The organism is Aeromonas sp. 97A (genome assembly GCF_051919185.1).
Classification (GTDB): Bacteria; Pseudomonadota; Gammaproteobacteria; order Enterobacterales; family Aeromonadaceae; genus Aeromonas; species Aeromonas veronii.
The window spans coordinates 3,122,501-3,146,453 of record NZ_JBQBFF010000001.1 but is presented as its reverse complement, the minus strand read 5'-3'; the positions used below and the strand labels follow the sequence as shown (position 1 = coordinate 3,146,453).

General features: G+C 55.1%; 22 protein-coding genes (1 of these 22 only partly in view). 14 read left to right on the top strand and 8 right to left on the bottom strand.

All coding sequences use genetic code 11. The annotated features are described in order from the left end of the window. The 3 genes from ACTG27_RS14185 to ACTG27_RS14175 all read right to left on the bottom strand — a co-directional run bounded on the left by ACTG27_RS14185 (position 1) and on the right by ACTG27_RS14175 (position 3,639). Complete coding sequence (locus ACTG27_RS14185; protein ID WP_174218922.1) at positions 1–1,569, bottom strand: site-specific integrase; 1,569 nt, start codon at positions 1,567–1,569, stop codon at positions 1–3. After that, entirely contained in the window at positions 1,562–2,887 is a 1,326-nt protein-coding gene (locus tag ACTG27_RS14180) for a site-specific integrase (protein WP_201937467.1), read from the bottom strand. The genes ACTG27_RS14185 and ACTG27_RS14180 overlap by 8 nt, the downstream gene beginning before the upstream one ends. A 164-nt stretch (positions 2,888–3,051) precedes the next feature. Then, positions 3,052–3,639, bottom strand: coding sequence for a single-stranded DNA-binding protein (locus ACTG27_RS14175; RefSeq protein ID WP_005340181.1), 588 nt, complete (start codon positions 3,637–3,639; stop codon positions 3,052–3,054). A 426-nt stretch (positions 3,640–4,065) separates the two neighbouring features. Here ACTG27_RS14175 and ACTG27_RS14170 point away from each other — a divergent pair, with 426 nt between their 5' ends. The 9 genes from ACTG27_RS14170 (at position 4,066) to ACTG27_RS14130 (ending at position 13,748) form a co-directional block, all read left to right on the top strand. Continuing rightward, positions 4,066–4,713, top strand: coding sequence for a LuxR C-terminal-related transcriptional regulator (locus ACTG27_RS14170; RefSeq protein ID WP_042080923.1), 648 nt, complete (start codon positions 4,066–4,068; stop codon positions 4,711–4,713). Then, positions 4,713–5,156: a curli production assembly/transport protein CsgE gene (locus ACTG27_RS14165; protein ID WP_127008717.1), complete on the top strand. Its 444-nt coding sequence runs from the start codon at positions 4,713–4,715 to the stop codon at positions 5,154–5,156. The genes ACTG27_RS14170 and ACTG27_RS14165 overlap by 1 nt, the downstream gene beginning before the upstream one ends. 11 nt (positions 5,157–5,167) lie before the next feature. After that, positions 5,168–5,569 carry a curli assembly protein CsgF gene (locus tag ACTG27_RS14160; RefSeq protein ID WP_042063493.1) on the top strand — a complete coding sequence of 134 codons (402 nt, stop codon included), beginning with the start codon at positions 5,168–5,170 and terminating at the stop codon, positions 5,567–5,569. Between the two features lie 7 nt (positions 5,570–5,576). Continuing rightward, complete coding sequence (locus tag ACTG27_RS14155) at positions 5,577–6,416, top strand: CsgG/HfaB family protein (RefSeq protein WP_005355003.1); 840 nt, start codon at positions 5,577–5,579, stop codon at positions 6,414–6,416. 186 nt (positions 6,417–6,602) lie between these two features. Continuing rightward, entirely contained in the window at positions 6,603–7,124 is a 522-nt protein-coding gene (locus ACTG27_RS14150; RefSeq protein ID WP_439979855.1) for a curlin, read from the top strand. Between the two features lie 34 nt (positions 7,125–7,158). Continuing rightward, the gene (locus tag ACTG27_RS14145) at positions 7,159–8,610 is read left to right on the top strand and encodes a curlin (protein ID WP_439979854.1); all 1,452 of its coding nucleotides are present in this window, start codon (positions 7,159–7,161) and stop codon (positions 8,608–8,610) included. Continuing rightward, on the top strand, positions 8,610–9,035 hold the full coding sequence (gene csgH, locus ACTG27_RS14140; protein ID WP_439979853.1) for a curli-like amyloid fiber formation chaperone CsgH: 426 nt from the start codon (positions 8,610–8,612) through the stop codon (positions 9,033–9,035). Before ACTG27_RS14145 ends, csgH begins: the two co-directional genes overlap by 1 nt. 89 nt (positions 9,036–9,124) lie before the next feature. Further along, on the top strand, positions 9,125–11,953 hold the full coding sequence (gene uvrA, locus ACTG27_RS14135; protein WP_439979852.1) for an excinuclease ABC subunit UvrA: 2,829 nt from the start codon (positions 9,125–9,127) through the stop codon (positions 11,951–11,953). A gap of 121 nt (positions 11,954–12,074) precedes the next feature. Continuing rightward, a complete protein-coding gene (locus tag ACTG27_RS14130) occupies positions 12,075–13,748 on the top strand; it encodes a sensor domain-containing diguanylate cyclase (RefSeq protein ID WP_439979851.1) in 1,674 nt (557 codons plus the stop codon). Here ACTG27_RS14130 and ACTG27_RS14125 read toward each other — a convergent pair. Beyond that, positions 13,745–13,876 (bottom strand): hypothetical protein, encoded by a 132-nt coding sequence (locus ACTG27_RS14125; RefSeq protein ID WP_019445201.1) that lies wholly within the window; start codon positions 13,874–13,876, stop codon positions 13,745–13,747. The two genes, ACTG27_RS14130 and ACTG27_RS14125, sit on opposite strands and share 4 nt — an antisense overlap. A 330-nt stretch (positions 13,877–14,206) precedes the next feature. Between ACTG27_RS14125 and ACTG27_RS14120 the strand changes: the two genes are divergently transcribed. From ACTG27_RS14120 to ACTG27_RS14110, 3 genes are all read left to right on the top strand, one after another. Further along, the gene (locus ACTG27_RS14120; protein ID WP_058054129.1) at positions 14,207–14,803 is read left to right on the top strand and encodes an OmpW family outer membrane protein; all 597 of its coding nucleotides are present in this window, start codon (positions 14,207–14,209) and stop codon (positions 14,801–14,803) included. A 222-nt stretch (positions 14,804–15,025) separates the two neighbouring features. After that, positions 15,026–17,005 (top strand): HAMP domain-containing methyl-accepting chemotaxis protein, encoded by a 1,980-nt coding sequence (locus ACTG27_RS14115; RefSeq protein WP_257699642.1) that lies wholly within the window; start codon positions 15,026–15,028, stop codon positions 17,003–17,005. An 8-nt stretch (positions 17,006–17,013) separates the two neighbouring features. Beyond that, positions 17,014–18,483: an ABC transporter substrate-binding protein gene (locus ACTG27_RS14110; RefSeq protein WP_439979850.1), complete on the top strand. Its 1,470-nt coding sequence runs from the start codon at positions 17,014–17,016 to the stop codon at positions 18,481–18,483. A gap of 73 nt (positions 18,484–18,556) precedes the next feature. On the opposite strand, the gene ACTG27_RS14105 is transcribed toward ACTG27_RS14110, so the two are convergent. Next, positions 18,557–19,357, bottom strand: a complete 801-nt coding sequence (locus ACTG27_RS14105) for a GNAT family N-acetyltransferase (protein ID WP_439979849.1) — start codon at positions 19,355–19,357, stop codon at positions 18,557–18,559. Positions 19,358–19,686: 329 nt separating this feature from the next. On the opposite strand from ACTG27_RS14105, the gene metF reads away from it, so the two are divergent. Next, complete coding sequence (metF, locus tag ACTG27_RS14100) at positions 19,687–20,577, top strand: methylenetetrahydrofolate reductase (protein ID WP_439979848.1); 891 nt, start codon at positions 19,687–19,689, stop codon at positions 20,575–20,577. 69 nt (positions 20,578–20,646) lie between these two features. On the opposite strand, the gene ACTG27_RS14095 is transcribed toward metF, so the two are convergent. Next, positions 20,647–21,711: a DUF3103 family protein gene (locus tag ACTG27_RS14095; protein ID WP_439979847.1), complete on the bottom strand. Its 1,065-nt coding sequence runs from the start codon at positions 21,709–21,711 to the stop codon at positions 20,647–20,649. Between the two features lie 122 nt (positions 21,712–21,833). Further along, positions 21,834–23,009, bottom strand: a complete 1,176-nt coding sequence (locus tag ACTG27_RS14090) for a benzoate/H(+) symporter BenE family transporter (RefSeq protein WP_439979846.1) — start codon at positions 23,007–23,009, stop codon at positions 21,834–21,836. Positions 23,010–23,128: 119 nt separating this feature from the next. Here ACTG27_RS14090 and ACTG27_RS14085 point away from each other — a divergent pair, with 119 nt between their 5' ends. Next, a complete protein-coding gene (locus tag ACTG27_RS14085; protein WP_019445207.1) occupies positions 23,129–23,698 on the top strand; it encodes a helix-turn-helix domain-containing protein in 570 nt (189 codons plus the stop codon). Between the two features lie 16 nt (positions 23,699–23,714). On the opposite strand, the gene ACTG27_RS14080 is transcribed toward ACTG27_RS14085, so the two are convergent. Next, on the bottom strand, positions 23,715–23,953 hold the end of the coding sequence (locus tag ACTG27_RS14080; RefSeq protein WP_439979845.1) for an NnrS family protein. The gene runs 958 nt beyond the window's last position; only the last 239 of its 1,197 coding nucleotides appear in the window; the start codon falls outside the window, past its right edge; it ends in the stop codon at positions 23,715–23,717.

Sequence of the window (23,953 nt, the reverse complement as noted above, 5' to 3'; positions counted from 1 at the left end):
TCATGCTCGTTGTTGTTTCAGTTCAAAGCATTTCTGCACAACCCATTCAACTGCTAAAATTAGCCTATCTTTTGTTGCCGCGTACTCTTCACTTTTTGTCGTTTTCAACCTTACCTCTTTCTCCGCATATAGATGGGATAAGAATTTCTCGTGAGGAGCATCTAATAATGGTCTGAATTTTTCACAAGTGTAACAACTTTCATACCCCTTAATGCAAAAGTCATTGGTGCCGCATGCTCCTACGATATCGTTATCCTTGTTTGGTATGCGAGCAGCAAGGTCATGTCCTCGCTCACCCTGCTCTAAGTCAACGATAATGCGACCTAGGAATGCATTAGCAAAGGGAGCCAGTTGTTTACCAATAGCCTTGTCAATATAGGTCACGGTATCTGCGGTATTTTCTGTATAGACCTTAACATTTTGTGTATCGTTGTGATCCAATGCCTCCGCTATGATCAACGGCCCCAAACCTTTTCGACCAAGGTTTGTTCCTCTTGTATGACGAAACCGCCGAGCCGTTATATGAATATAGTCTCCTGTTCTTTCAGAAATAGCTTTTTGTTTTCTTTGGAAATTTTTTAGCAGGTGATTTCTTAGATCTATTGATGACATATTGAAAATGTCAGTTTCTAATAACTCATCAGTCAATGATGTTCTTTGCGCCGCTAACTCAAAAACCATTTCCCAATCAATAAATAATGGGATTTTTGTTGCTTGAGAAGCAGTCAATTTTATTGAGAATTTTGATTCAAACTTCTTTGTTTCATCTCTAATTAAATTACGCAACGTTAGATAGAGCTCTTCCGTAATTGGAAATTTTTTAAAAGAGAAACGGAACCCACCACCGCGCTGCTTTGCTCTCGGTATATTGAGGTAAAAATTTGTCACATTCTTACTGTGATCATGTTCTTTAAATAAATCGGCAGCCTTTATTTGTCGTAACTGTGTGGGGCGTCTAGCTGTAGCTTGCAATAAGCTCACATATGCATAGCATTGAAATGAGATATAGTTATCCCTGAATAAGCGAATAAGTTCATGATTTAATGCAAGTACCTCATTGTTAGTAAAGGCACCTGTTTCAGGGCAACGATTAGCAACAGATACTCCTTTCTTGTTTCCTGATAGAGTTAGTATTTCTAGTGTTTTCACCATCTCTGTTGTTACACCATAATAGCCATATTCATTCCAGCTAACAAGAAAGCCACGGAGTGAACCTAAGTACCATTCATGACTTTTATCAAGCATTGCTCGCCAATTGAGTAATACATCCTCATCTAGTTTTTTGAATCTAGTGTCTCGCAATAGTCGTTGGAAGCGTAGATACATATTGGATGTATGGTGTGCTGATTGTTCTTCAGCATAGGTTGCTAGTGTTTTTTTAAATCCATCTAGCAGTTTTGGTTCCATAGATAAAACATCCGGCATGAATGCAATGCTGACATCTTTATTCAACATCCAGCGCTCTGAGTGAAAATCAAAGCTGTAACCATCTTTTGATACTAATTTTTTTGAGCTAAACCTTGATGGGAAATCGTCATTTTCTTCCTCAATGTAATCATATTTATTCATTTGTACCCTCTATTCTTTGAGATTCAATAAGTTGTCTCTGTAGTTCTTCTTGCTCTTCGAGTACGAGCTTGTTTGTTTTTTTGCGAATATGACGTTCAACATATGGTTTGGCAGAACTTTCTGATGTGTGCCCCATTTGATGCATTCGGCTTTTTGCTTCTTCACTAGGTGAAATAAACGTACGGTTGTTGTTCGGGTCTTTAGATAGAACATTGTTCTTGTCAATTATTTCTGAGAACCACTGGTTCCAGTTATGCCTAAAATAATGTGGGTGTATTGATTTGAACCGCTCATCTACAGATTTCATTGTTGGCACGATGATACTATCAAATGTACTGGTCGAGATTGGCAGTCCTTGCGTTTTTCCCTTCCTATGTGTAACAAACAAATATGGATGCTTGTTCGCGTTAGGAGTCTTTGCTCGTATATTTATGATGTAGTCATCAATGAGGGCCGCAGTTTCATCTCTAATTCGCAACATTCTTTCTTTCGTTTTTGCTACAGGCTGATTTTTGCGAGGATCATATATGTCATCATGGTGACGTTTTACCCATATGAATTTATTTGGCCCGTGAAGCATTAAAAAATTCGATTCAATAGATAGTGAGAGTAACTCACCTCTCCGTATGCCTAGTTCTTTTAAAAGTAAAAACATAAGATGATTTCGTTTTTTTGTCGAAGCATGTTTGAATGGATTCTTTGGATGGTCGAATTGTGCCACAGCCATAAATTCCTCAATTAATCCATCAGGCAAATCTTTACCATCCAGTTTGTCTACAACATTCTTACCTTTGCCTTTAGGGCGAACATCCAGTATGCGCTTATTCATACTGTTAATTTCTGTGAGTAGTTTAGTGCTATTACAGTTCTGTACAGCTACTCTAGCAATGAAATCTAAATAACTTGCAATAGCTGTCACACGATTGTAAATGTTATTACGTCCCACTGTGGGGGTGACACTGATTAGTCTTGGGGTGTTAAATAAATCAATGACCTTATCTCTGGTTTTTTTGCTTTTAGCTAAGCCTTTGAAATGAGAAATATCATGACTGAGATGTTCTCTGATGTTGTCAATGTCAGTGTCGCTAAGAAACTTACCTTTCTGAAACTCAGAGAACAGGTCTCTGTGTTTATTTTCTTCCCATTGAAGAAACCACTTTAATGCACCTAGGCGATTTGAAATGGTATTCACCGACAAGCTGCTACGAAGTTTTGTTGTCACCCAGAGGGTTGCAAGAAAATGAGGCATACCATCATTGCCCATTAAGACTGGATAACGTTCACCATTTGCAAAAATCAATCTATCTAGCTTGTACACTGTGCATCCTAATCTTACATTTTCCTCATACATAAAGTTATAGTGCTGAAAATCGCGATGGCAAGTGAAATGCAAAAATAAAAAAACCCAGCATTTCTGCTGGGTTGCTTTGCACTCAAGATGGTGAAAGTGATTTATTCTTACACTTTCATCTTTTACAAGATCTAGAACGGGATATCGTCGTCGAAATCCATCGGCGGCTCGTTATATACCGGCGGCGCAGATTGCGGCTGCTGGGCAGGACGGCCATAACCGCCTTGCGGCTGCATGTTCTGCTGCGGAGCCGGTGCCGGGCGCTGCTGATTCATCGGCTGCTGGGCGGGCATGCTCTGCTGTGGCTGACCCCAGTTACCCTGGGATTGGCCACCCATGTTCTGGCCCATACCCTGACCGCCTTGCGGACGACCACCCAGCATCTGCATCACGCCAGTGAAGCTGTCGACCAGCACTTCAGTGGTGTAGCGCTCCTGGCCGCTCTGATCCTGCCATTTGCGGGTCTGCAGTTTGCCTTCCACATAGACTTGGGAGCCCTTCTTCAGGTACTCGCCAGCCACTTCGGCCAACTTGCCCATGAAGACGACGCGATGCCATTCGGTACGCTCTTTCTGCTCACCGGTCTGCTTGTCGCGCCAGGTTTCGGAGGTAGCCAGAGTAATGTTGGTCACAGCACCGCCACTCGGCATGTAGCGTACTTCCGGGTCTTGCCCGAGGTTACCGATCAGAATGACTTTATTGATGCCTCGACTGGCCATAATCTCTCTTCCACCTTATTTACCGGCCAGGTCGAAACCTGGTCCAACACGACTAGATACCTGATTAGTTGCTGTGTGCGGGGCGCAATGTCCCGCAGACGCATGTGACGGTCATAGTAACAGTTGCGAAGCGGATTGGCAGCATCCTTAACCTGCTTGATGTGCCAAAGGTAACTGTTGGCTCCTGCTGCAGTGATGGTCGGGTTGCAGCTGTTTCCGGCGCGTCCGGCATCACATTTCTGCCATATATTCCTGTTATGCTGGCCGATTGGCGAATTGGCGTAGGTTTTTAAATCGACTAAAAACATATGGTTACGATATTTATGAGATCCATTCTCATACTTTTTTAATATTGTGCTCCCATACCTCCTTGGTAGACTCAGTCGGCCAGATTAGGTGGTTTACAGGTTCAAGGAAGAGCACACAATGAAAGCCGCATGCCCGATCGCACTGGTCACTGAAAATAATGTGCAGGCCAGCACATTTGCTGCATACCTCATCTCTCATTTGAGCCGTCCCGTCCAGCTAATCCACGAGATTAATCAGCTAGATAACCAGTGTGACGGCACGCTGTTTCTCATCGATCTCGACTATATCCGCTCTGGCCAGTCACTGGGCTGGAACCGGGCGATCTCCGAACGCTTTGGCATGGCGACCACCGTGCTGCTCAATGCTCCCACTGCGACGGATCGCGACCTGTTGCTGATGTGGCCGCAGATCTGCGGTCTGTTTTTCCGTCAGGATCCGCTCGACCGGCTGGTTGCCGGGTTGCAGAAAATCCTGTTGGGCGAGTACTGGATGCCGCGCCACCTGCTGTGCGAGCTGGTCGAATACTATCGCCAGGGCAACAGTTATCTGCTGCGTAACGACACCCTGCTGACCGCCAGAGAGCAGGAGATCATCCGTTATCTGATGACGGGCGCCTCCAATGTCGAGATCGCCGACAGCCTGTTTGTCAGCGAGCACACCGTCAAATCCCACCTCTATAACGTCTTTAAAAAGCTGAATGTGAAGAACCGGATCCAGGCGGTGAGCTGGGCCAAAGAGTATCTCGATGCTCCGGACTCTCACTGATGAAAGCGCTCTCTGTGGCGTGTTGCCTCGCGCTGCTCTGGGGCTGCACGACCGTTGTGGCGGGCGAGGCCGATGCACCGCTGGAGTCGGTGCAGCCGGAGCAGGAGAGTGATCGGCTGGATGTGGATGGTCTGGTACTGGATCGCACCTTTACCCGTTTCGGTCAGGGCTTTTATAACGAATTTACCCGGTTGCGCAGTGATGAAGACCCGGATGCCAGAGAAAATCTGACGATTCATGAGCGCCCGACAGCCCGCTGGGGCAGCCTGATCTGGATCACCCATAACCGGAAGGTGATTTTTAAAACCGCGCTCTCTCCCGGCCGCAATCAGCAGGAGCAGAGCGCCAAACTGGCTTGGTCACAGGTCAGGCAGACCCTCGAACAGCAGAAGATCGCGACCCTGTTCATGGATACCTTCGATTTGGAACATGATGAACTATAAGGATATTTCTCATGCGTGCCCGGTTATGGCTAGTTGCAGCACTGATAGCGCCAGCGCTCCATGCGTCGGAGCTTGTCTATCGCCCCGTCAACCCCAGCTTTGGGGGTAACCCTCTCAACAGCAGTCATCTGCTTGGCACCGCCAATGCGCAGAATGATTACAAGGATCCCGCCAGTGGCAGCGGTAGCAGCGGCACCTCGGCGCTGGATCGCCTGACCTCCAACCTGCAATCCCGCCTGATCAGCCAGCTGCTGGCCGATATCGGCAAGGATGGCAGCCAGAGTGGCAGTCTGGTGACCGATGATTTTGCCATCAATGTGGTGGATGAAGATGGCACTCTGGTGGTTTCGATCACCGACCGGGTGACCAACCAGACCACCATGATCGAAGTGAATGGCCTGATTGCCGACTGAGGGCGCGATGAAACGACAACTGTTATTGATAGTGCCCCTGCTTGCGCTGGCTGGCTGTGCGACCCATATCGGCTCGCCCGTTGCCGATGAGAAGGCAACCCTGATGCCGCGATCCGTCTCTTACAAGGAGCTGATCAGTCTGCCCAAGCCAAAAGGGAAAATTGTCGCGGCCGTCTACGATTTTCGCGATCAGACCGGTCAGTACCTGCCAGCACCGGCATCCAACTTCTCCACGGCGGTCACCCAGGGCGGGGTGGCCATGCTGAGCACGGCCTTGTGGGATTCCCAATGGTTTGTGCCGCTGGAGCGGGAAGGGCTGCAGAACCTGCTGACCGAGCGCAAGATTGTGCGGGCGGCCCAGAACAAGCCCAACGTTCCCGGCAACAATGCCAATCAACTGCCCTCGCTAGTTGCCGCCAACATCCTGATCGAGGGGGGGATCGTCGCCTATGACAGCAATGTACGAACCGGCGGGGCGGGGGCCAAGTATTTTGGCATCGGCGCCAGCGGGGAGTATCGGGTCGATCAGGTGACGGTCAATCTGCGCGCCGTCGATATCCGTTCAGGCCGGATCCTGAACAGTGTCACCACCTCCAAGACCGTATTGTCGCAACAGGTGCAGGCCGGGGTATTCCGTTTCGTCGAGTACAAGCGCCTGCTGGAGGCCGAGGCCGGTTTCAGCACCAATGAACCGGTACAGATGTGTGTCATGTCGGCTATCGAGTCCGGGGTGATCCGGCTAATAGCCAATGGCGTGCGGGACAATCTGTGGCAACTGGCTGACCAGCGGGATATCGACAATCCGATCCTGCAGGAGTACCTGCAAGACAATGCCCCGCTGCTTTGAGTTTTCCCGCTCGCGCAATGCCCTCCCTGGTGGAGGGCATTTTTTTGGCCTCCATCGAATACGAATTAAGACTTTCTGCTCAGCGACAGGGCGGCGCTTTTCATCCTCGAATCAGCGGAGTGCCTGATAGGCCGCCTCTGGTCTGACAGGGATACTGTGGGCGTTTTCCAACAAGGCGATGGCGCGATGAAACACCTGTTGAGTACTCTCTTTTTTCTGCTGATATCGGGCGCCCCGCAACTCGCCGCAGAGCCTGCCGTCTTCGACGAGCTGGCGATGGCAAGCGAGCTGGATTCCGGTCTGCAGAACGATGGTAATCAGGCGCTGTTGTGGCAACTCGGTAGCGAGCAGCAACTGCATCTCACCCAGCAAGGGGAGCTGAATCAGGCGCGTCTGCTGCAACAGGGGTGGGCCAATGAGTTGGCACTCTCCCAGGTGGGAGATGAGAACTGGGTCAATGGCGCGCAACTGGGCGAGGGCAATAGCGCCGAGCTCTATCAGGCGGGCATCAATAACCGGATTTGGCTGCTGCAACAAGGCAGCGGCAATGAAGCCTGGATCAGTCAGCAAGGGGCAGACAATCAGGCCCGGGCGATCCAGCTGGGTGATGGCAATCAGGCCAGCATCGAGCAGAACGGAATCGGATTAACGGCCACCGTCATCCAGATGGGGGCCAATCAGCAAGTAAATGTCGTTCAAACCAACTGAGCCTAGGCTCAACCATTAGCACGAGAGGGAAATCATGTTTAAACGTACCATCATTGCCTCGGCAGTTCTTCTGGCGACCAGCACCGCTTGGGCGGCATCTACTGGCAACCAGGCTACGGTGAACCAGGCCCAGAGCGGCAATATCGCCACCATTAACCAGGTGGTGGGAAGCGTCGATAACAAGGCTAACATCGATCAAGCTGGTAACAACAACACAGCTGTTACCACTCAAAAGAATACCGGCCAGTCAGATGCCGATACTCGGCAGGTAGGTGACAGTAACGAGGGTTACATCTTGCAACAAGGTGACACTAACCTCTCCAAAGCCTCCATCGATACAAAGGGGAACGACAACTTTGCTGATGTGATTCAGCAATTTGAGAATGGCGGTGCGGTTGCCGGGGTTGTGCAGGATGGGGATCGCAACGACGCCAAGATCAAGCAAGATAATGGTGACTTAGCTGACTCCAGGATCACTCAAATCTCGGATGGTAATCGGGCTGTCATTAATAACCAGATATCCGATTTCGCTCGGGCGAGTGTACAGCAGCTAGAAGGGGGGGCTCACCAGGCTGACGTGACCCAGACAGCGGCTGATGGAGCCAACGCCGAAGTGGTACAACGTGGAGAGAGCAATATCACCAAGGTGCTGCAGGCAACCGGTAACTATGACTATGCACCGGCGGAAGGAACATCTGCAGTGGTGACTCAGAGTGGTTCTTTGAACAATGCAGACGTCACTCAATACGATAGTGCCAACGTAGCGACTGTTGAGCAAAGTGGAACCGGCGGTAAGGTGGTGACCCTGCAACAAGGATCTGATGCCGGGGAGGGCAACCACCTGCTGGCAAAACAGAGTGGTAGCAGCGAGTTTGCTGAGTTGAAACAAGATGGTAATCGCAACCGTATTGAGACCGACCAGCAAGGTACTGGCAATGATGCCTTGATCAACCAGACAGGTGATGACAACAAGGCCGTGGTCAATCAGTTAGCCAGCAGTACCGATGGTGCGGTCACCATTGATCAGGTAGGCAATGACAACTATGCCAATGCAGTGCAACAAGCAGGCAGCGGCAATACCATCGATATCGACCAGAACGGAACTGGCAACCAGGTTGCATCTGCTCGTGATGGTGAAGGCAAAGGCGCATGGACCTGGGGCTCGGACAACGAGCTGGTCGTTGCTCAGAAAGGTACTGACAACTGGGCTTATGCCGATGCGTCTCACTCTGAGTCTGTGGTCAAAGTGAGCCAGGATGGTGAGCTGAACAATGCCAAGGTTGAGTCCTACTTGGGTAGCGAGAACAAACTCACCGTGACCCAGAACGGCGCTGAGCACGAGGCTAATGTCTACGTCAATGCTGGGGTTGGTGGGGGGCGCAACACCGTTGATGTGGTGCAAAACGAAAGCTTCAATACTGCCAATGTGACCGTATTGGGCAGCGATAACCATGCCTATGTCTATCAGGGTTCTGGTAGCAACTGATGGTCATCTCCGGATTCAGGGGCCTGCGGGCCCCTCTTTTGTTGGTGCTGCTCTGTGGGTTGATGCTGGTTTATCGCGTTCCTTCACCAGTAACTGCAAGGGAAACCGAGATAGAACCCGATCCGTCGATCCGCTTGTCCCTCAATATGGTGCAGAGCGAACAGGGGCTGTCACTTGCACCGACGCTGCTCAGCAAGCGCGACTTGACGGCGAGTGTCAGGTTGCTGGTGCGCAGCGAAGGGGCAGCCGGGAGCACGACTCAGCGCCAGAGCCGTAATCTGTCGCTGCAGGCTGGAGTGGTCATGGCGGTTGGCAAAATAGGGCTGGGTTTGCGTTGCCCCTATCGGGTCGAGGTCACCGCCCGGATATGGCAAAACGAGCGGCTGCTGGTGGAGAAAAAGGAGCAGATGGCGTGCGCCGGATGATGCGCATTTCCTCTCATGACTGTCTATTCATCCAGTAGTCTCTATGCCATACTGACTCGCTCAGGTTTCTGTATCGAGCGTGCAACAAGATGGAAAAGATCGTGGTCCGGGGTGCTCGCACCCACAACCTCAAGAACATCAATCTGACCCTGCCCCGCGACAAGCTGATCGTGGTCACCGGCCTCTCCGGCTCGGGCAAGTCCTCTCTGGCGTTCGATACCCTCTATGCCGAGGGGCAGCGCCGCTATGTGGAGTCGCTCTCCGCTTATGCCCGCCAGTTCCTCTCCCTGATGGAGAAGCCGGACGTCGACCATATCGAGGGGCTCTCGCCCGCCATCTCCATCGAGCAGAAGTCCACTTCCCATAACCCGCGCTCGACCGTCGGCACCATCACCGAGATCTACGACTACCTGCGTCTGCTGTTCGCCCGGGTCGGTGAGCCGCGTTGCCCGACCCACGCCATTCCGCTCGCCGCCCAGACCATCAGTCAGATGGTGGATCAGGTGCTGGCCCAGCCGGAGGGGAGCAAGCTGATGCTGCTGGCCCCGGTGGTGCGCGATCGCAAGGGGGAACACACCAAGCTGCTGGAGAATCTGGCGGCTCAGGGCTATATCCGTGCCCGCATCGATGGCGAGGTGTGCGATCTATCTGATCCTCCGACTCTGGAGTTGCACAAGAAGCACGCCATCGAGGTGGTGGTGGATCGCTTCAAGGTGCGCGAGGATCTAGCCTTGCGTTTGGCCGAGTCGTTCGAGACGGCGCTGACCCTCTCCGGTGGCATCGTACTGGTGGTGCCGATGGACGGCGAGGAGGGGGTTGCCCCCATGACCTTTTCCGCCAACTTCGCCTGCCCGGAGTGCGGCTACTCCATGTCGGAGCTGGAGCCGCGTATCTTCTCCTTCAATAACCCGGCCGGTGCCTGCCCGACCTGCGACGGCCTCGGGGTGCAGCAATATTTCGATCCCGCCAAGGTGATCGGCGATCCGGCCATCAGTCTGGCCAATGGCGCTATCCGCGGCTGGGACAAGCGCAGCTTCTACTACTTCCAGATGCTCAAATCCCTCTCCGAGCACTACAAGTTCGATCTGGAGACGCCGTGGGAGGATCTGCCGCCGAAGACTCAAGAGGTGATCCTGCGCGGCTCGGGTCGTACCGAGATCGAGTTCCGCTACATGAACGATCGCGGTGACGTGGTGGTACGCAAGCACCCGTTCGAGGGGATCCTGCACAACATGGAGCGGCGCTACCGGGAAACCGAGTCCAACTCGGTGCGTGAAGAGCTCTCCAAATACATCGCCAACAAGTCTTGCACCAGCTGCGGTGGCAGCCGACTGCGGGAGGAGGCGCGCCACGTCTTCGTCGACAACCGCAACCTGCCAGCCATCGCCGAGCAGTCCATCGGCGATGCGTTGGCTTTCTTCGAAGGGCTGAACCTCACCGGCCAGCGTGCCCAGATCGCCGAGAAGATCTTGAAAGAGATCGTCGAGCGGCTCGGTTTCCTGGTGAACGTGGGTCTCAACTATCTGAGTCTATCCCGCAGTGCCGAGACCCTCTCCGGCGGCGAGGCGCAGCGGATCCGGCTGGCCAGCCAGATCGGTGCAGGTCTGGTAGGTGTCATGTATGTGCTGGACGAGCCCTCCATCGGCCTGCACCAACGCGACAATGAACGGTTGCTCAAGACTCTCACTCACCTGCGAGATCTCGGCAACACGGTGATCGTGGTGGAGCACGACGAGGATGCCATTCGCCTCGCCGACCATGTGCTCGATATCGGCCCGGGGGCCGGAGTACACGGCGGTGCCATCGTCGCCCAGGGCACGCCGGAAGAGATCATTGCCAATCCCGAGTCGCTGACCGGTGACTACCTCTCCGGTCGCAAGCAGATCGCCATTCCCGCCGAGCGCACGCCGCTTACCGGCAAGTGGTTGAAACTCAAGGGGGCGAGCGGCAACAACCTGCGCAACGTCAACCTGGATCTGCCGATCGGGGTGATGACCTGCGTTACTGGCGTCTCCGGCTCCGGTAAGTCGACCCTGATCAACGACACATTGTTCCGCATTGCTCACCGCGAGCTCAACAAGGCGACCGAATCCACCCCGGCGCCCTATCGCAGCGTGGAAGGGCTGGAGCACCTGGACAAGGTGGTGGATATCGACCAGAGCCCCATCGGCCGCACCCCGCGCTCCAACCCGGCCACCTATACCGGCCTGTTTACGCCGATTCGTGAGTTACTCTCCGGCACCCAGGAGGCCCGCTCGCGCGGCTACCAGCCGGGCCGCTTCTCTTTCAACGTGAAGGGGGGGCGCTGCGAGGCGTGTCAGGGGGATGGCGTTATCAAGGTGGAGATGCACTTCCTGCCGGACGTCTACGTGCCGTGCGACGTCTGCAAGGGCAAGCGCTACAACCGCGAGACGCTGGAGGTGAAGTACAAGGGCAAGAACATCCACGAAATCCTCGAGATGACGGTGGAAGATGCCCGCGAGTTCTTCGATCCGGTGCCGGCGGTGGCGCGCAAGCTGCAGACCCTGATGGATGTGGGCCTCTCCTATATCCGCCTTGGCCAGTCGGCCACCACTCTGTCGGGCGGCGAGGCGCAGCGGGTCAAGCTGGCGCGCGAGCTCTCCAAGCGGGATACCGGTCAGACCCTCTATATTCTGGATGAGCCGACTACCGGCCTGCACTTCCACGACATCCAGCAGTTGCTCAAGGTGCTGCACCAGCTGCGGGATCGCGGCAACACCATCGTCATCATCGAGCACAACCTTGATGTGGTAAAAACTGCCGACTGGATCGTCGATTTGGGACCGGAGGGAGGCGCCGGTGGTGGTCGCATTCTGGTGACGGGGACGCCGGAGGAGATTTGCGCCAATAAAGAGTCTCATACAGCTCGTTTTTTGCGGCCACTATTGGCGCGATAAGCCGTTATAATCGAGGGGCCTTTGGCCCCTTTTTGTTATAAAAATCGGGAGAATAGGGGGAAGCTCGTCAAGTGTGGGCAGGCTTGGCATCTCAGCATCATGGTAATGGATATATCGGGTTATGGCTCAGGCTCCGCGCACGATTGATCATCAGTTGGCTTACTCCATGTTCCCCATCTGGCTGGGGGCGATCCTGCTATTGCTGGTCCTGCTGGCGTGGGCCCAAATCCCGGCTGCCAGCCGGATTGAAGAGCAGCGAATGAAGGAGCATCTGCTGCGCGTGACCAAGGCGGTGCAGGCGGATGTGGCTGCTCTGGATGCATTCAGTCGGGATTGGGGCATCTGGGATGACAGTCACCGTTTTATGGACAACAAAAGCAGGGCGTACATCGAATCCAATCTGTTCAGTGATATGCCGATGCGGGATTTTAGTCTCAACCTGATGAGCTTCATGGATCTCACCGGCTACGAAATCTGGACGCGCACCCTGCTACCCGATGCGCCGGGGATTAATCCGGATCAGTTTCCCTACTTCCTTGATGAACTGAAAAAGCAGTTAAGGGCGCGCTCGGTGGCGCACGGGGGCATCAATCTGCACGGGATCCGTGCTTCCCGGTGGGGGCCGCTGATGTACTCGTGGCAGCCGATCAGAAACAGTGACGAGTCGGCACCGTTCAACGGTTTCTTGTTGGTTGTACGTTGGCTCGACAAGGCCTACCTCGAGCAAGTATCGGAGCGTACCGCGCTGCCGCTGGCGATCTCCCACGCCAATCTGGATGTCACCGCTACCTTCAAACCACTGAAACCGCAAATAACGTATCGCCTGATCGACCTTGGGCTCACCCGGCTCAGGGGAGAGGTGCGACTGCTCAACAGCGATAACCAGCCGGTGCTGACTCTGGTGATTGAGGAGGAGAGAAAGATCTTGAGTGGCGTCATGGAGGGGGCTCTCTGGACCTTTATTGGTATGCTGTTTATCAGTTTTATCTGCGTCATGATCGCCATGTATCGGCTCAACAGCATTGTGCTCACCCCGTTGCAGCAGCTGGTATCGGCGCTGCAACGCTTTGGCGATCGGCCGGATGCCACCTTGATCCCCTATATCGACAGCAGCGCCGAGATGGCGACCCTGAGTGGCAAGTTCAGGGAGATGGCCAGCAAGGTTAGTCAGCAACATGATGATTTGTTGGAAAAATCCAGCCAGATGGAGATGGCTGCATTCACCGATCCCTTGACCCGTTGCTTCAATCGTCGCTATCTCGATGGCTGGTTGCAGGCCAACCGGGCCAAACCTTGTCTGTTATTGCTGCTGGATCTGGATCATTTCAAGCGGATCAATGACCGCCTTGGCCATGACATCGGGGATCTGGTGCTGAAACAGTTGGCGGATCTGCTGCGCAAGGTGGTGACAGGAGAGCGCGAGCCTATCATCCGGCTGGGCGGGGAGGAGTTCTTGTTGCTGTTGCAGGTGGATGACGAGCAAGAGTTGGCGCTGCGGGTCGAATATCTGCGCCAGCGTGTCGCTCAGCACCGCTTTGGCAAAGAGGATGCGCCACTCTGGTTGACGGTGTCGCTGGGGTTCTGCCGCTATCCGTTGCACCCGGAGTACCCGGATTCATTCTGGAGTCATAGCTTCAAACTGGCGGACATGGCGCTGTACCAGGCCAAAGTCGGCGGGCGAAATCGGTGGTGTGGCTACGCTGGTCCCCTCTCTGCGGAGGGAATGGGCCAGACTCCGGAGCAGCTTGCTGAAGGGGGGAATATCACCCTGCTGCACTCTGTCAACCCGGATTAACCCTGCCGTACCAATACCAGATAGGCCAGGGCGACAATAAAACCGAGCAGGATAAAGAGAAAGGATCCGATTCCCCACACGGCCGCGAGAAAGGCCCCCACCTTTTGCCATTTCGACTCATTTTTCATAAATAAACCATTACTTCCCAGTAACTTGTATGGCGCAAAAAATACGCTGATTTGCCCATGTTAACAACAATTAATAGCCACTCTGCCGCGCAATAAGATGTGGTTTGTTTGCCCCTTTTGGCGCTGGATGCGGGTAGTTACAACCTGTCCAAACAGGCATTTCGGCTTGTTGTCTGGGGGCTCAACGAGATTGGGATGGCGCGCAAAGATGTCACACCAATCGATTTATTTCTGTGCAACCTTTGCTCCAAGTCAATAACTTTGCATTTACAAGGGCATATAGTCAGCGGGCTTACAGCATCAAATGAAAACAAAAAAAGGGATTACGTGATGAAAAAATTACTTCCTCTGATGATTGCCGCTGCAGTGACCTCTCCTTTCGCCATGGCCCATCAGGCTGGTGATATTCTGGTTCGTGGTGGTTTGGCATTTGTATCGCCGCAGGAAAGCAGCACGCCTGTAGAGCTGGAAATTAATGACAACATGCAATTGGGATTGACTCTCTCTTACATGATTACTGATAACTGGGGTGTCGAATTGCTGGCTGCAACCCCTTTCTCTCATTCAGTCAAACTGGGTGGCTCTGAAGTTGCCAAGATCAAGCATTTGCCGCCGACTCTGATGGGTCAGTACTATTTTGGCGATGCTCAAAGCAAGGTTCGCCCGTATGTCGGTATTGGCGTGAACTACACCACCTTCTTTGATGAAGAGGGTCGTGGTGCACTGTCAGGAACCGATGTCAAAGTCGATGACTCCTGGGGTGTTGCCGGACAAGTTGGTATCGATATGGCGATCACTGATCGCTGGTTTGTCAACGGTTCAGCCTGGATCATGGATATCGATACCGATGTGCATACAGCGATTGGCACCATTAATACCAAGGTCGACCCGATGGCCTTTATGGTGGGTGTTGGCTACCGCTTCTAATGATTCTGACTGCGGTTCTGAACGGATCGCGGAAGATAGCAAAGTACGTCTCTTTCAGCCCGGCTTGTGCCGGGCTTTTTTCGTATGGCTGATTTTGTCTGTACTGTGATCCAACCCGATACAAATCAATTAAATACCTGCCGCTTTATTTCAGTTATTCGCCACCCCTGCCGATAGTGACTATGTTCACTTTACCTTCCCCCAATGAGTGAGGATGTCTCCATGGGCTTATCTATCGTGCAGCGGATCATCGCCGGATTCGTGTTGATGCTGCTGTTGCTGATCCTGCTTGGTGTGATCAGTACCTTTAAAATCAAGGGTATAAATGACGGCCTCTCTGCCGTATCTGACCGTGCAACCCCGCTGGTCGTGGCTGTCGCAGGTCTCAAGGGGGCATTGCAGGATAGTAACCGCTGGGTGCTGGTCTACCGCACCAGTGAAGATGCCGCCCAGTTGCCGCAGCTGGCCAATCAGTTCAAGGAGCAGCAGAACCGCTTCGCCCAGCTGAGTCAGGAGATGGGTAAATTTACCGACGTAGCGGATGCTCGTGCCCGCTTCCAGCAGGTCGAGAGTGCTACCACCCAATTTTATGGCTTGGCGGATCAGGTGTTGGCACAGCATCGACAGTGGGTTAGTGCACTGGAGCAGCGCCACAAGCTGGAGATGGAATTTATCCGCCTTGAGGATACCTACCAGTGGGCGGCGGATCTGCTGCTGCAACAGACAGCCAGCAAACGCTCCATGCGCAACAAGGCGGAGCTTATTACCTCGGGTATCGCCCGCGATCTGAAGAATATCCGCCGTGCCGATGCCAAAACCGACCTGAACGAGCTGGAAAAGGTGTTGAGCAAGGATATCGAGATGGCCCGCAAGCGGTTGGAGCGGGTGCTGGTGCCCGATGATGTGAAAGCGCGCTTTGTCTCCAATCTGGATCGGATGCAGGAGCTGGCGCTCGGCGCTCAGGGCTTGCTGGCAACCATGCGTCAGGCTCAGCAACTGGCGCTGTCGCTGGCCACGCAAAATCAGGAGCTGGATGCCAGTCTGGTCAACAGCCTCAATTTGCTCGATGAGATGGGCAAGTCCGCCGGTGCCATCGCCAGCGACAGCCGGATCAACGCCGATGCAGCGGTCAGCAGTGCCAGCTTCTGGATCCTGGTGGTTGCCGCGATGTCGGCCGCTGCGGCGCTGGTGATCGGTTATACCACGGCGCGCAGCATTCAGCGCCCGTTGCAGATGATCAACAAGGAGCTCGATTACATGGCGGCCGGCGACATGACCCGCCGCATCAACTACCGCAGCAGTTGCGAATTTGGCAGCCTCTCTCGCTCCATCGATACGCTGGCGGGCAAGACTGGTGAGCTGCTCTCTCAAATCAATGCAGGCTCTCGCCATCTGGTGGATGAGGCGAGCCGCGCCGCCGAGATCAGCGAACGGGCCATGTCCCGGGTACAGGAGCAGAAGAGCCAGACCGATCAGGTGGCCGCCGCCATTACCGAGCTGGAAGTGAGCGCCACCGAGGTGGCCCGCTCTACCGATGGCACCAAGCGGGAAGTGGATCTGGCCGATGAAGAGGCGCGCAATGGTCGCCAGAAAGTGGCCACCACTCGCCGGATCACCGAGCAGCTGGCTGGCGCCATGGAAGAGGCGGTCGGGATCACCTACAAACTTGGGGAATTCAGTAACAACATCGGCAGCATTCTCGATGTGATCCGCAGTATTGCCGAGCAGACCAACCTGCTGGCGTTGAACGCCGCCATCGAAGCGGCCCGTGCTGGTGATGCAGGTCGTGGTTTTGCGGTGGTGGCCGATGAGGTGCGGGCGCTGGCCAATCGCACCCAGACTTCGACCGAAGAGATCCAGGGGATGATTGAGAACCTGCAGAGCTCCAGCAAGCATGTGGTTGAAGTGATGGGGCGCAGCCAGGAGCAGACCCAGAGCTGTGTCGAGCAGACCCGCGAGATGGATGTGGCGCTGCAATCCATTGCCGAGCGGATGGGGGCCATCAAGTCGATGGCGGATCAGGTGGCCCATGCCGCTCAGGAGCAGATCTCCGTCAGTCAGGGGGTCGCTCGTCATATCGCCGGTATTGCCGATGTGGCATACGAGACAGAGCGGGAGGCGCGGGAATCCGCCAGCAGCAGCGAAGTGCTGGCCGACCTGGTCGCCAAACAGCAGCAATTGATCGCACATTTCAAGGTCTAGGAGGGCTTATGTCTAAAAAGTGGATTGGAGCCCTGAGTCTCCTGTTGTGTGGCCAGCTGATGGCCAGCGAGCTGGTGATTGAAAGCTGGCGAACCGATGACAAGGCGTTGTGGGAGCAGAAAATCATCCCGGCCTTTGAAGCGGCGCATCCCGGCATCAAGGTGAGTTTTCATCCGGTGCAGAACGTCAACTACATGCCCACTCTCTGGGAGAGCCTGAAAGGCGGTAAGGCGGGGGATCTCATTACCTGTCGTCCGTTTGATGACTCGCTCGCCCTGTTCAAGGCGGGCCATCTGGCCGAGCTGACCGAAATGGCAGGGATGGAGAACTTCCCGAGTTTTGCCCAGTCACCCTGGCAGACCGACTCCGGTGCCCAGACCTTCTGTGTGCCGATGGCCTCGGTGATCCATGGCTTCTTCTATAACAAGAAGATCTTCAGTGAGTTGGGGCTCACCTTGCCGCAAACCCGCGATCAGTTCTTCGCCGTGCTGGACAAGATCAAGGCCGACGGGCGCTATGTGCCGCTGGCTATGAGCGGTTCCGAGAGCTGGGTTGCCTCCGAACTGGGGTTCCAGAACATAGGCCCCAACTACTGGAAGGGAGAGGACGGCCGTCTGGCACTGATCGGCGGGCAGGAGCGGTTGGACAACCCCCAATATGTGAAGGTGTTCGACGAGCTGGCCCGCTGGCGTTCCTACCTCGGTGAAGGTGGCGAGAGCCGCGATTATGCGACCAGCAACGAGCTGTTCACCTCGGGCAAGGCCGCCTTCTACGTGGCGGGCTCCTGGGAGATTGCCCCCTTCACCGGCAAGGTCGATTTTGGCGTCATGCGCCCGCCGGTGGCCAAACAGGGTGATGGCTGTTTCTTTACCGATCACACCGATATCGGTATGGGGATGAACCCGGCCAGCAAGAACAAAGAGGGGGCAATGGCTTTTCTGCAGTGGCTGACGACGCCGCAATTTGCCGAGCTCTATACCAACTCGCTGCCGGGATTCTTCTCACTCTCCAACCACTTCTTCGATGTCACCAATCCGGCGGCCAAAGAGATGATGGAGTGGCGCGATCAGTGTGACTCGACCATTCGGGTGGCGACCCAGATCCTCTCCCGTGGTACGCCCAAGTTGGGGGATGAACTGGCCGAGGTGAGTCAGGCGGTGCTGCTTGGCAAGATGGAGCCTAAAGCTGCCGCGGATCGACTGGAAAGTGGCTTGAAGGGCTGGTATGCCCCTCATCAGGGCAACAAGGCCAAGAGCGCGGATTGTCAGTGTGATTCGGTTGCCCCTGCCCCTGCTTCAGTGCCGACGACTGAGCTGTCCGCAGCCCCCGCGACCAGTGAAACATCGGCCGTGGTGTCACCTGCTGTGACTCCCGCAGAACCCGCATCAGCGGCTGCTGCCCCATTACCGGCGCCGTCGGATGAGGTGGAGCAGGCGCTCTCCAACGAGCTGGAAGCGCCACAGCAGCCACAGCAATAGGCCATCGACATCAATAAAAACGGGAGGCATCAGCCTCCCGTTTTTTTATGGCTCGTGGCCAGCATGTATCGCTTTATTGTGCTTCGTGGGGCCAGCGGCAGAGGCTGCCGATGCGGGCTACCGGGGCAAACCCCAGAGAGCGGTAAATGCGCTGGGCATGGTAGTGCTCGTCAGCCACTATGATCAGCTGTTTGGCGCGGGACAATCCTGCGCGAGCCACTTGACTCAGCAGCTGGCGGCATAACCCCTGGTTGCGCCACGCATGGTGCGTGCGTACCAACTGGAAGCGCCCAAGTGTGCCGCAAAAGAAGAGGCCACAGCTGGCGACCAGTTGTTCCTCTTTCCAGATCCCCCACCAGTCCCCGAGACCATCGGCAATCATGGCCTGATAGAGCGCCTGGCGGGATCGCAGATAGGGGAGATAGCTCTGTTCCGAGTGTCCCTCATCCCGTTCATTGAGTTCGAAGTCGAGCCACTCAGGCCAATCAGCAGTAGTGAAAGTACGAGCGTCAACCTTGTCCATGTCACTGTGAGGAGGTGGGCTGCTCTGCTCATCCAGCGCCAGCACCACGCACTCCATATATTGGTATCCGGTTGCGACAAAACCGGCGATCCGGCTGTTTTGCCCAGCTGCCAGTGGCCATTGGAAGGTGCGGTGGCGCACTCGAGGATCTTGACCGATCAACTGATCGAATGCGGCTTCCAGCCAGCCTTTGTCACGGTCGCTGGGTGGGTTGGGGAGCAGCAGGTAGTTGCCGAAGTAGTAGTCGGGAGCATCCGGCGTGCGAACCGCCCAGAACTGATCGTGCTGAACAACCTCGCCCTGATAGCGATCGAACAGCAAGTCGGTGGCAAAGCCGGGGTGGGTATCCATGATGGTGCTCCTGCAAAGACTCATTCTGTTATCGGCAGGAGTGGGAAATAGATGAAAAGGGGCCGGAGAAACCTCCGGCCAAACAATCACACGCAGATTCAGAACGTCCAGGACGATCTGCCCCCATCATAACTCGACTGGGGCAATTTTGGGATGGGCACTTTTCGGTTACGTACCGTTAATTTTGTAAATATGAAGTTCGTCAGATCGGATGTGAGGTAAATCCCTGTTGACTTTGTGTCGTTTTGCTCATAAATATAAAGACGTTTAGACGTCCAAACATCCGTTTTGACGTAGGCAGATGGATTGCAGGACAGGGAGAAGAGCAGATGGGATTTCACAGTGCACGTCAGGTTGAGGCGCTCAACCAGAGCTTGGCAGATTTGAATGGCGATATATCGGTCAGTTTCGAGTTTTTTCCGCCCAACAGTGAAGGGATGGAGAATACCCTCTGGCAGTCCATCGAACGGCTGAAAGTGCTGGAACCCAAGTTCGTCTCTGTTACTTATGGCGCCAACTCCGGTACCCGTGATCGCACCCACAAGGTGATTAAGGACATCAAGGAGCGGACAGGCCTGATTGCGGCGCCGCACCTGACCTGTATCGATGCCAGCCGCGACGAGCTGCGCACCATCGCCCGCGACTACTGGAACAGCGGTATTCGTCATATCGTGGCTCTGCGCGGTGACTTGCCGCAGGGGCTGGAGAAACCGGATATGTATGCCACCGATCTGGTTGCCCTGCTCAAGTCAGAGGCGGACTTCGATATCTCGGTTGCCGCCTATCCAGAAGGTCACCCGGATGCCAAGAGTGCGCAATCCGACCTGCTCAATCTCAAGCGCAAGATTGATGCCGGTGCCAACCGCGCCATCACTCAGTTCTTCTTCGATGTGGAAACGTATTTGCGCTTTCGGGATCGCTGCGCCGCTATCGGCATCGATGCTGAAATCGTGCCGGGGATCCTGCCGGTCTCCAACTATCAGACCCTGGCCAAGTTTGCCGGTTTTACCAACGTGAAGATCCCGCGTTGGATGCATCAGCGTTTCGAGGGGCTGGATAACGATCAGATGACCCGCAATCTGGTGGGGGCGAGCATCGCCATCGATCAGGTGCGCGTGCTGAGTCAGGAAGGAGTGAAGGATTTCCACTTCTATACCCTGAACCGCTCCGAGCTGACCTATGCCATCTGCCATACCTTGGGGGTTCGTCCCAAGGGTTGACCGGTGGTCACCGCGATAAAAGCAAAAAGCCAATGAGTTGCTCATTGGCTTTTTCGTTATGGCCGATTATCAAGGTCTGGTCGGGGCGATCTCTTTTGGCTCAAGATCGATAACCGCATTACCGGCAGCCCCCGGATACTGGCGATAGACCTGATCCTGCTCCAGTGTGTAGAAGGTATCCAGATAGTCGTCGTTATTGGTCATCCAGGAGTCGGGTAGCGCCTTGACGATGCGACCGCCGAGATCGAGGAAGGGCAGGGCTTCTGGCACGCCACCCGCAGTAAAGCCGAGTTTGAGGGCTTCAATCAGCAGAGCGCTCAGCTCCTTGTAGTTGACGTTGTCATCCTGCTCCATCATCACCACATCGACGGCACCCCAGCGATAGCGATCCCAGTAAACCAGGATCTGGTTGGGGGTGTAGTTTGTGTTGTCATAGTCGAGGTAGGGCATGTCGACAATATCGACCACTGGTTCATTCCGGCTGGGATTGACCCCTGCGACCACCGCATACACTTCGGCTGCGCCGAGCAGCCAGGGCTCCTGATCATCCTTCAGTCTGATCTTTTTCAGGATACTGGTCTTGAGTGGCACCGTGCTGGCCGCCACTCGCGGAGCGCTTTGCAGATCCGCATCGGCCAGCGCTTTGCGCATTACCTTCAAGCCTGCGTTTTTGGCTTTGACGGGATCGGCTTCGACTACCAGAACCGGCCGGGCCGGTGCCTTGTCCACATCCAGATAGACGGGATTGCCAGCGCTGTCGAACGCTTCAATGGCGCTCCAGCTCTTCTCATCTCCACTTGGAACATAGGCGACCAGCGGTTCGACCCCCTGTTGCAGTGCGGCGGCCTGATCGGTGTTGGCCAGCCGCAACTGCATCAGTTGCTTGACCTCGCCATCCAGTCCTTGTCGGCTGATGGCCGCCTGGTTGGCATCGGTCGCCTGCCGCTTAAGGCGCGGGCTGGCCTTCTGCAGCAGGTTGGGAAGCGGGCTCTGGTATTGCTGATTGCTCAGTAGGGGCAGCAGGTTTTTCTGCTGAAGTGCGAGCTGGCGAGCCAGCTCTCGATCCGTATCGGCAGCCTGGACGCTCGTAGCACCCAGTATGGCCAGTAGTAACAAGACAGCCTGATTTTTCATTTTTATACTCCGTTGCATGGAACCTGACAGGGCACCATGTCCGGGAAGATTGGTGCCCTGACGCCACTAGAAGGAAATTAGTTTCACTTGTGAATCATTTTATGTGGATAGTGTGCAGAGGTTCACGGTTTGAGGTTCAATTGATTCCTTTGTCGATATGATTGGAACTGATAGATAGCCAGACCAATCAGCAGACCCCAGCAGGCTGCCGCGATGCCGAACAGGCTGATCCCGGACGCGGTAATGATAAAGGTGAGCAGCGCAGCTTCTCGCGCTTCATCCTGCTGCAAGGCAGAGTGCAGGCTGCTGCCGATGGTGCCTAGCAGGGCCAATCCGGCGATGCAGGTGACAAGGGCTGCCGGAAAGGCGCTAAACAGGGCCGCGACGGTCGCGCCGAAGCAGCCGGTCACAAGATAAAAGCAACCCGCCCAAATCGCAGCAGGCCAGCGGCGCTTGGTATCCGGGTCGACCTCTTTGCCCATGCAGATGGCGGCAGTGATGGCGGCCAGATTGAAGGCATAGCCGCCAAAAGGGGCGAGCAACAGGCCGGTCAGGCCGGTCCAGCTGATCAGCGAGGAGGTAGCAGGCTGATAGCCATGGGCTCGCAAGATGGCAATCCCCGGCATGTTTTGCGATGTCATGGTGACAATGAACAACGGCAGCGCGATACCAAACAGAGCATCAAGGGAGAAGGCTGGCCATGTCCAGACCGGGCTGGCGAGTTGCCAGTGAAGGGTGTCCATTTGCAAATCCCCCCGCACGCTGCAGATCAGCATCCCCACTCCCAGTACCAGCACCATGGTATAGCGGGGCCAGAGATGACGACCCAGCAGGAAGGCCAGCAGCAGGGTGCTAAGCAGCAAGGGATCTTGCGGGGCGACCTTGAACAGATCCAGCCCGAATTTGAGCAGCACGCCAGCCAGCATGGCGGCGGCCAGTGGAGCCGGGATATGTTTCATCAAACGGTCGAACCAGCCGCTGATGCCACACAGAGTGATCAGCAGGGACGAGATCACAAAAGCGCCGATGGCTTCCGCCAGAGTGAAGTTGCCCAGTGTGGTGATCAGCAGTGCTGCGCCCGGTGTGGACCAAGCGGTTAGTATGGGTATGCGGTAATAGAGAGAGAGGCCGATGCAGCTCACCCCCATGCCGATCCCCAGCGTCCAGAGCCAGGAGGCGACTTGAGCAGTATCAGTACCTGCTGCTGTGGCGGCCTGGATGATCAGGATGACGGAGCTGGTGTAGCCGACCATCACGGCGATAAATCCTGCGACCAGATGGGGGAGTGCGAAGGGCATGACTCTTCCTCTTGGCGTTGTGACGCGCTGTGCGTTATTACGTACAATACTGCTTTGACTATATCGCTGTGCGCTATAGCGTACAAGGCGCATCGTGCAAGAGTAATAAAGAGGCAGTTATGCAAGAGATGAGCCAGCATCTGGCTGCTCGACTGAAGGGGCTGCGCAGCGAGCGCGGCTGGAGCCTGGATGCCGCCGCGCGCGAAACGGGCGTCAGCAAGGCGATGCTGGGGCAGATTGAGCGGGGAGAGTCCAGCCCGACAGTGGCGACGCTGTGGAAGATAGCCACCGGTTTTCGAGTCTCATTTTCCAGTTTTATTGAGCCCACACCCGCTGCGCAGGCAGAGGTGCTCTATCGCACCGCCGATGCCATTCGCCAGCAGCCAGCGGGAGAGGGCATGCAAGTGGCACCGCTCTTCCCTTATGAAAACCGGTTTGGTTTCGAGTTGCTTGAGCTGACCCTGTTGCCGGGTTACCAGCGTGAGTCCGAGCCCCATGAGCCGGGAGTGACCGAGCATGTCATCGTCATCAGCGGCATGATGGAGGTGCTGGTGGAAGGGGAGTGGCGCTCACTGGTGCAAGGGGAGGCTGTGCGTTTTGCTGCCGATCGCCCCCATGGTTATCGCAATCTGGGCATAGCCCCGGCGATCTTCCACAACTTGATCCACTATCCGGTGGCAACACCCTGAACATGTTCCGCAGTCATCAACCCGGTCGACCATCTGCTCTGGGGCGGATCAGTATCGGGGTATAGACCCAGACAAACAGACCATAGGCCGCGATCCAGGCAAGCGCGCTGAGGTTCCAGCCATGCAGGGTATAAGCAGGCCAGAGCAGGGGAATCACCACCCGCATTGTGGCGGCGGCGATAACCAGTGCGAATGCGCCAGTGATCCTGCGTCCTACCTGCAAGGCCCGACCGCTATGGCCGAGGGAGACTCGCG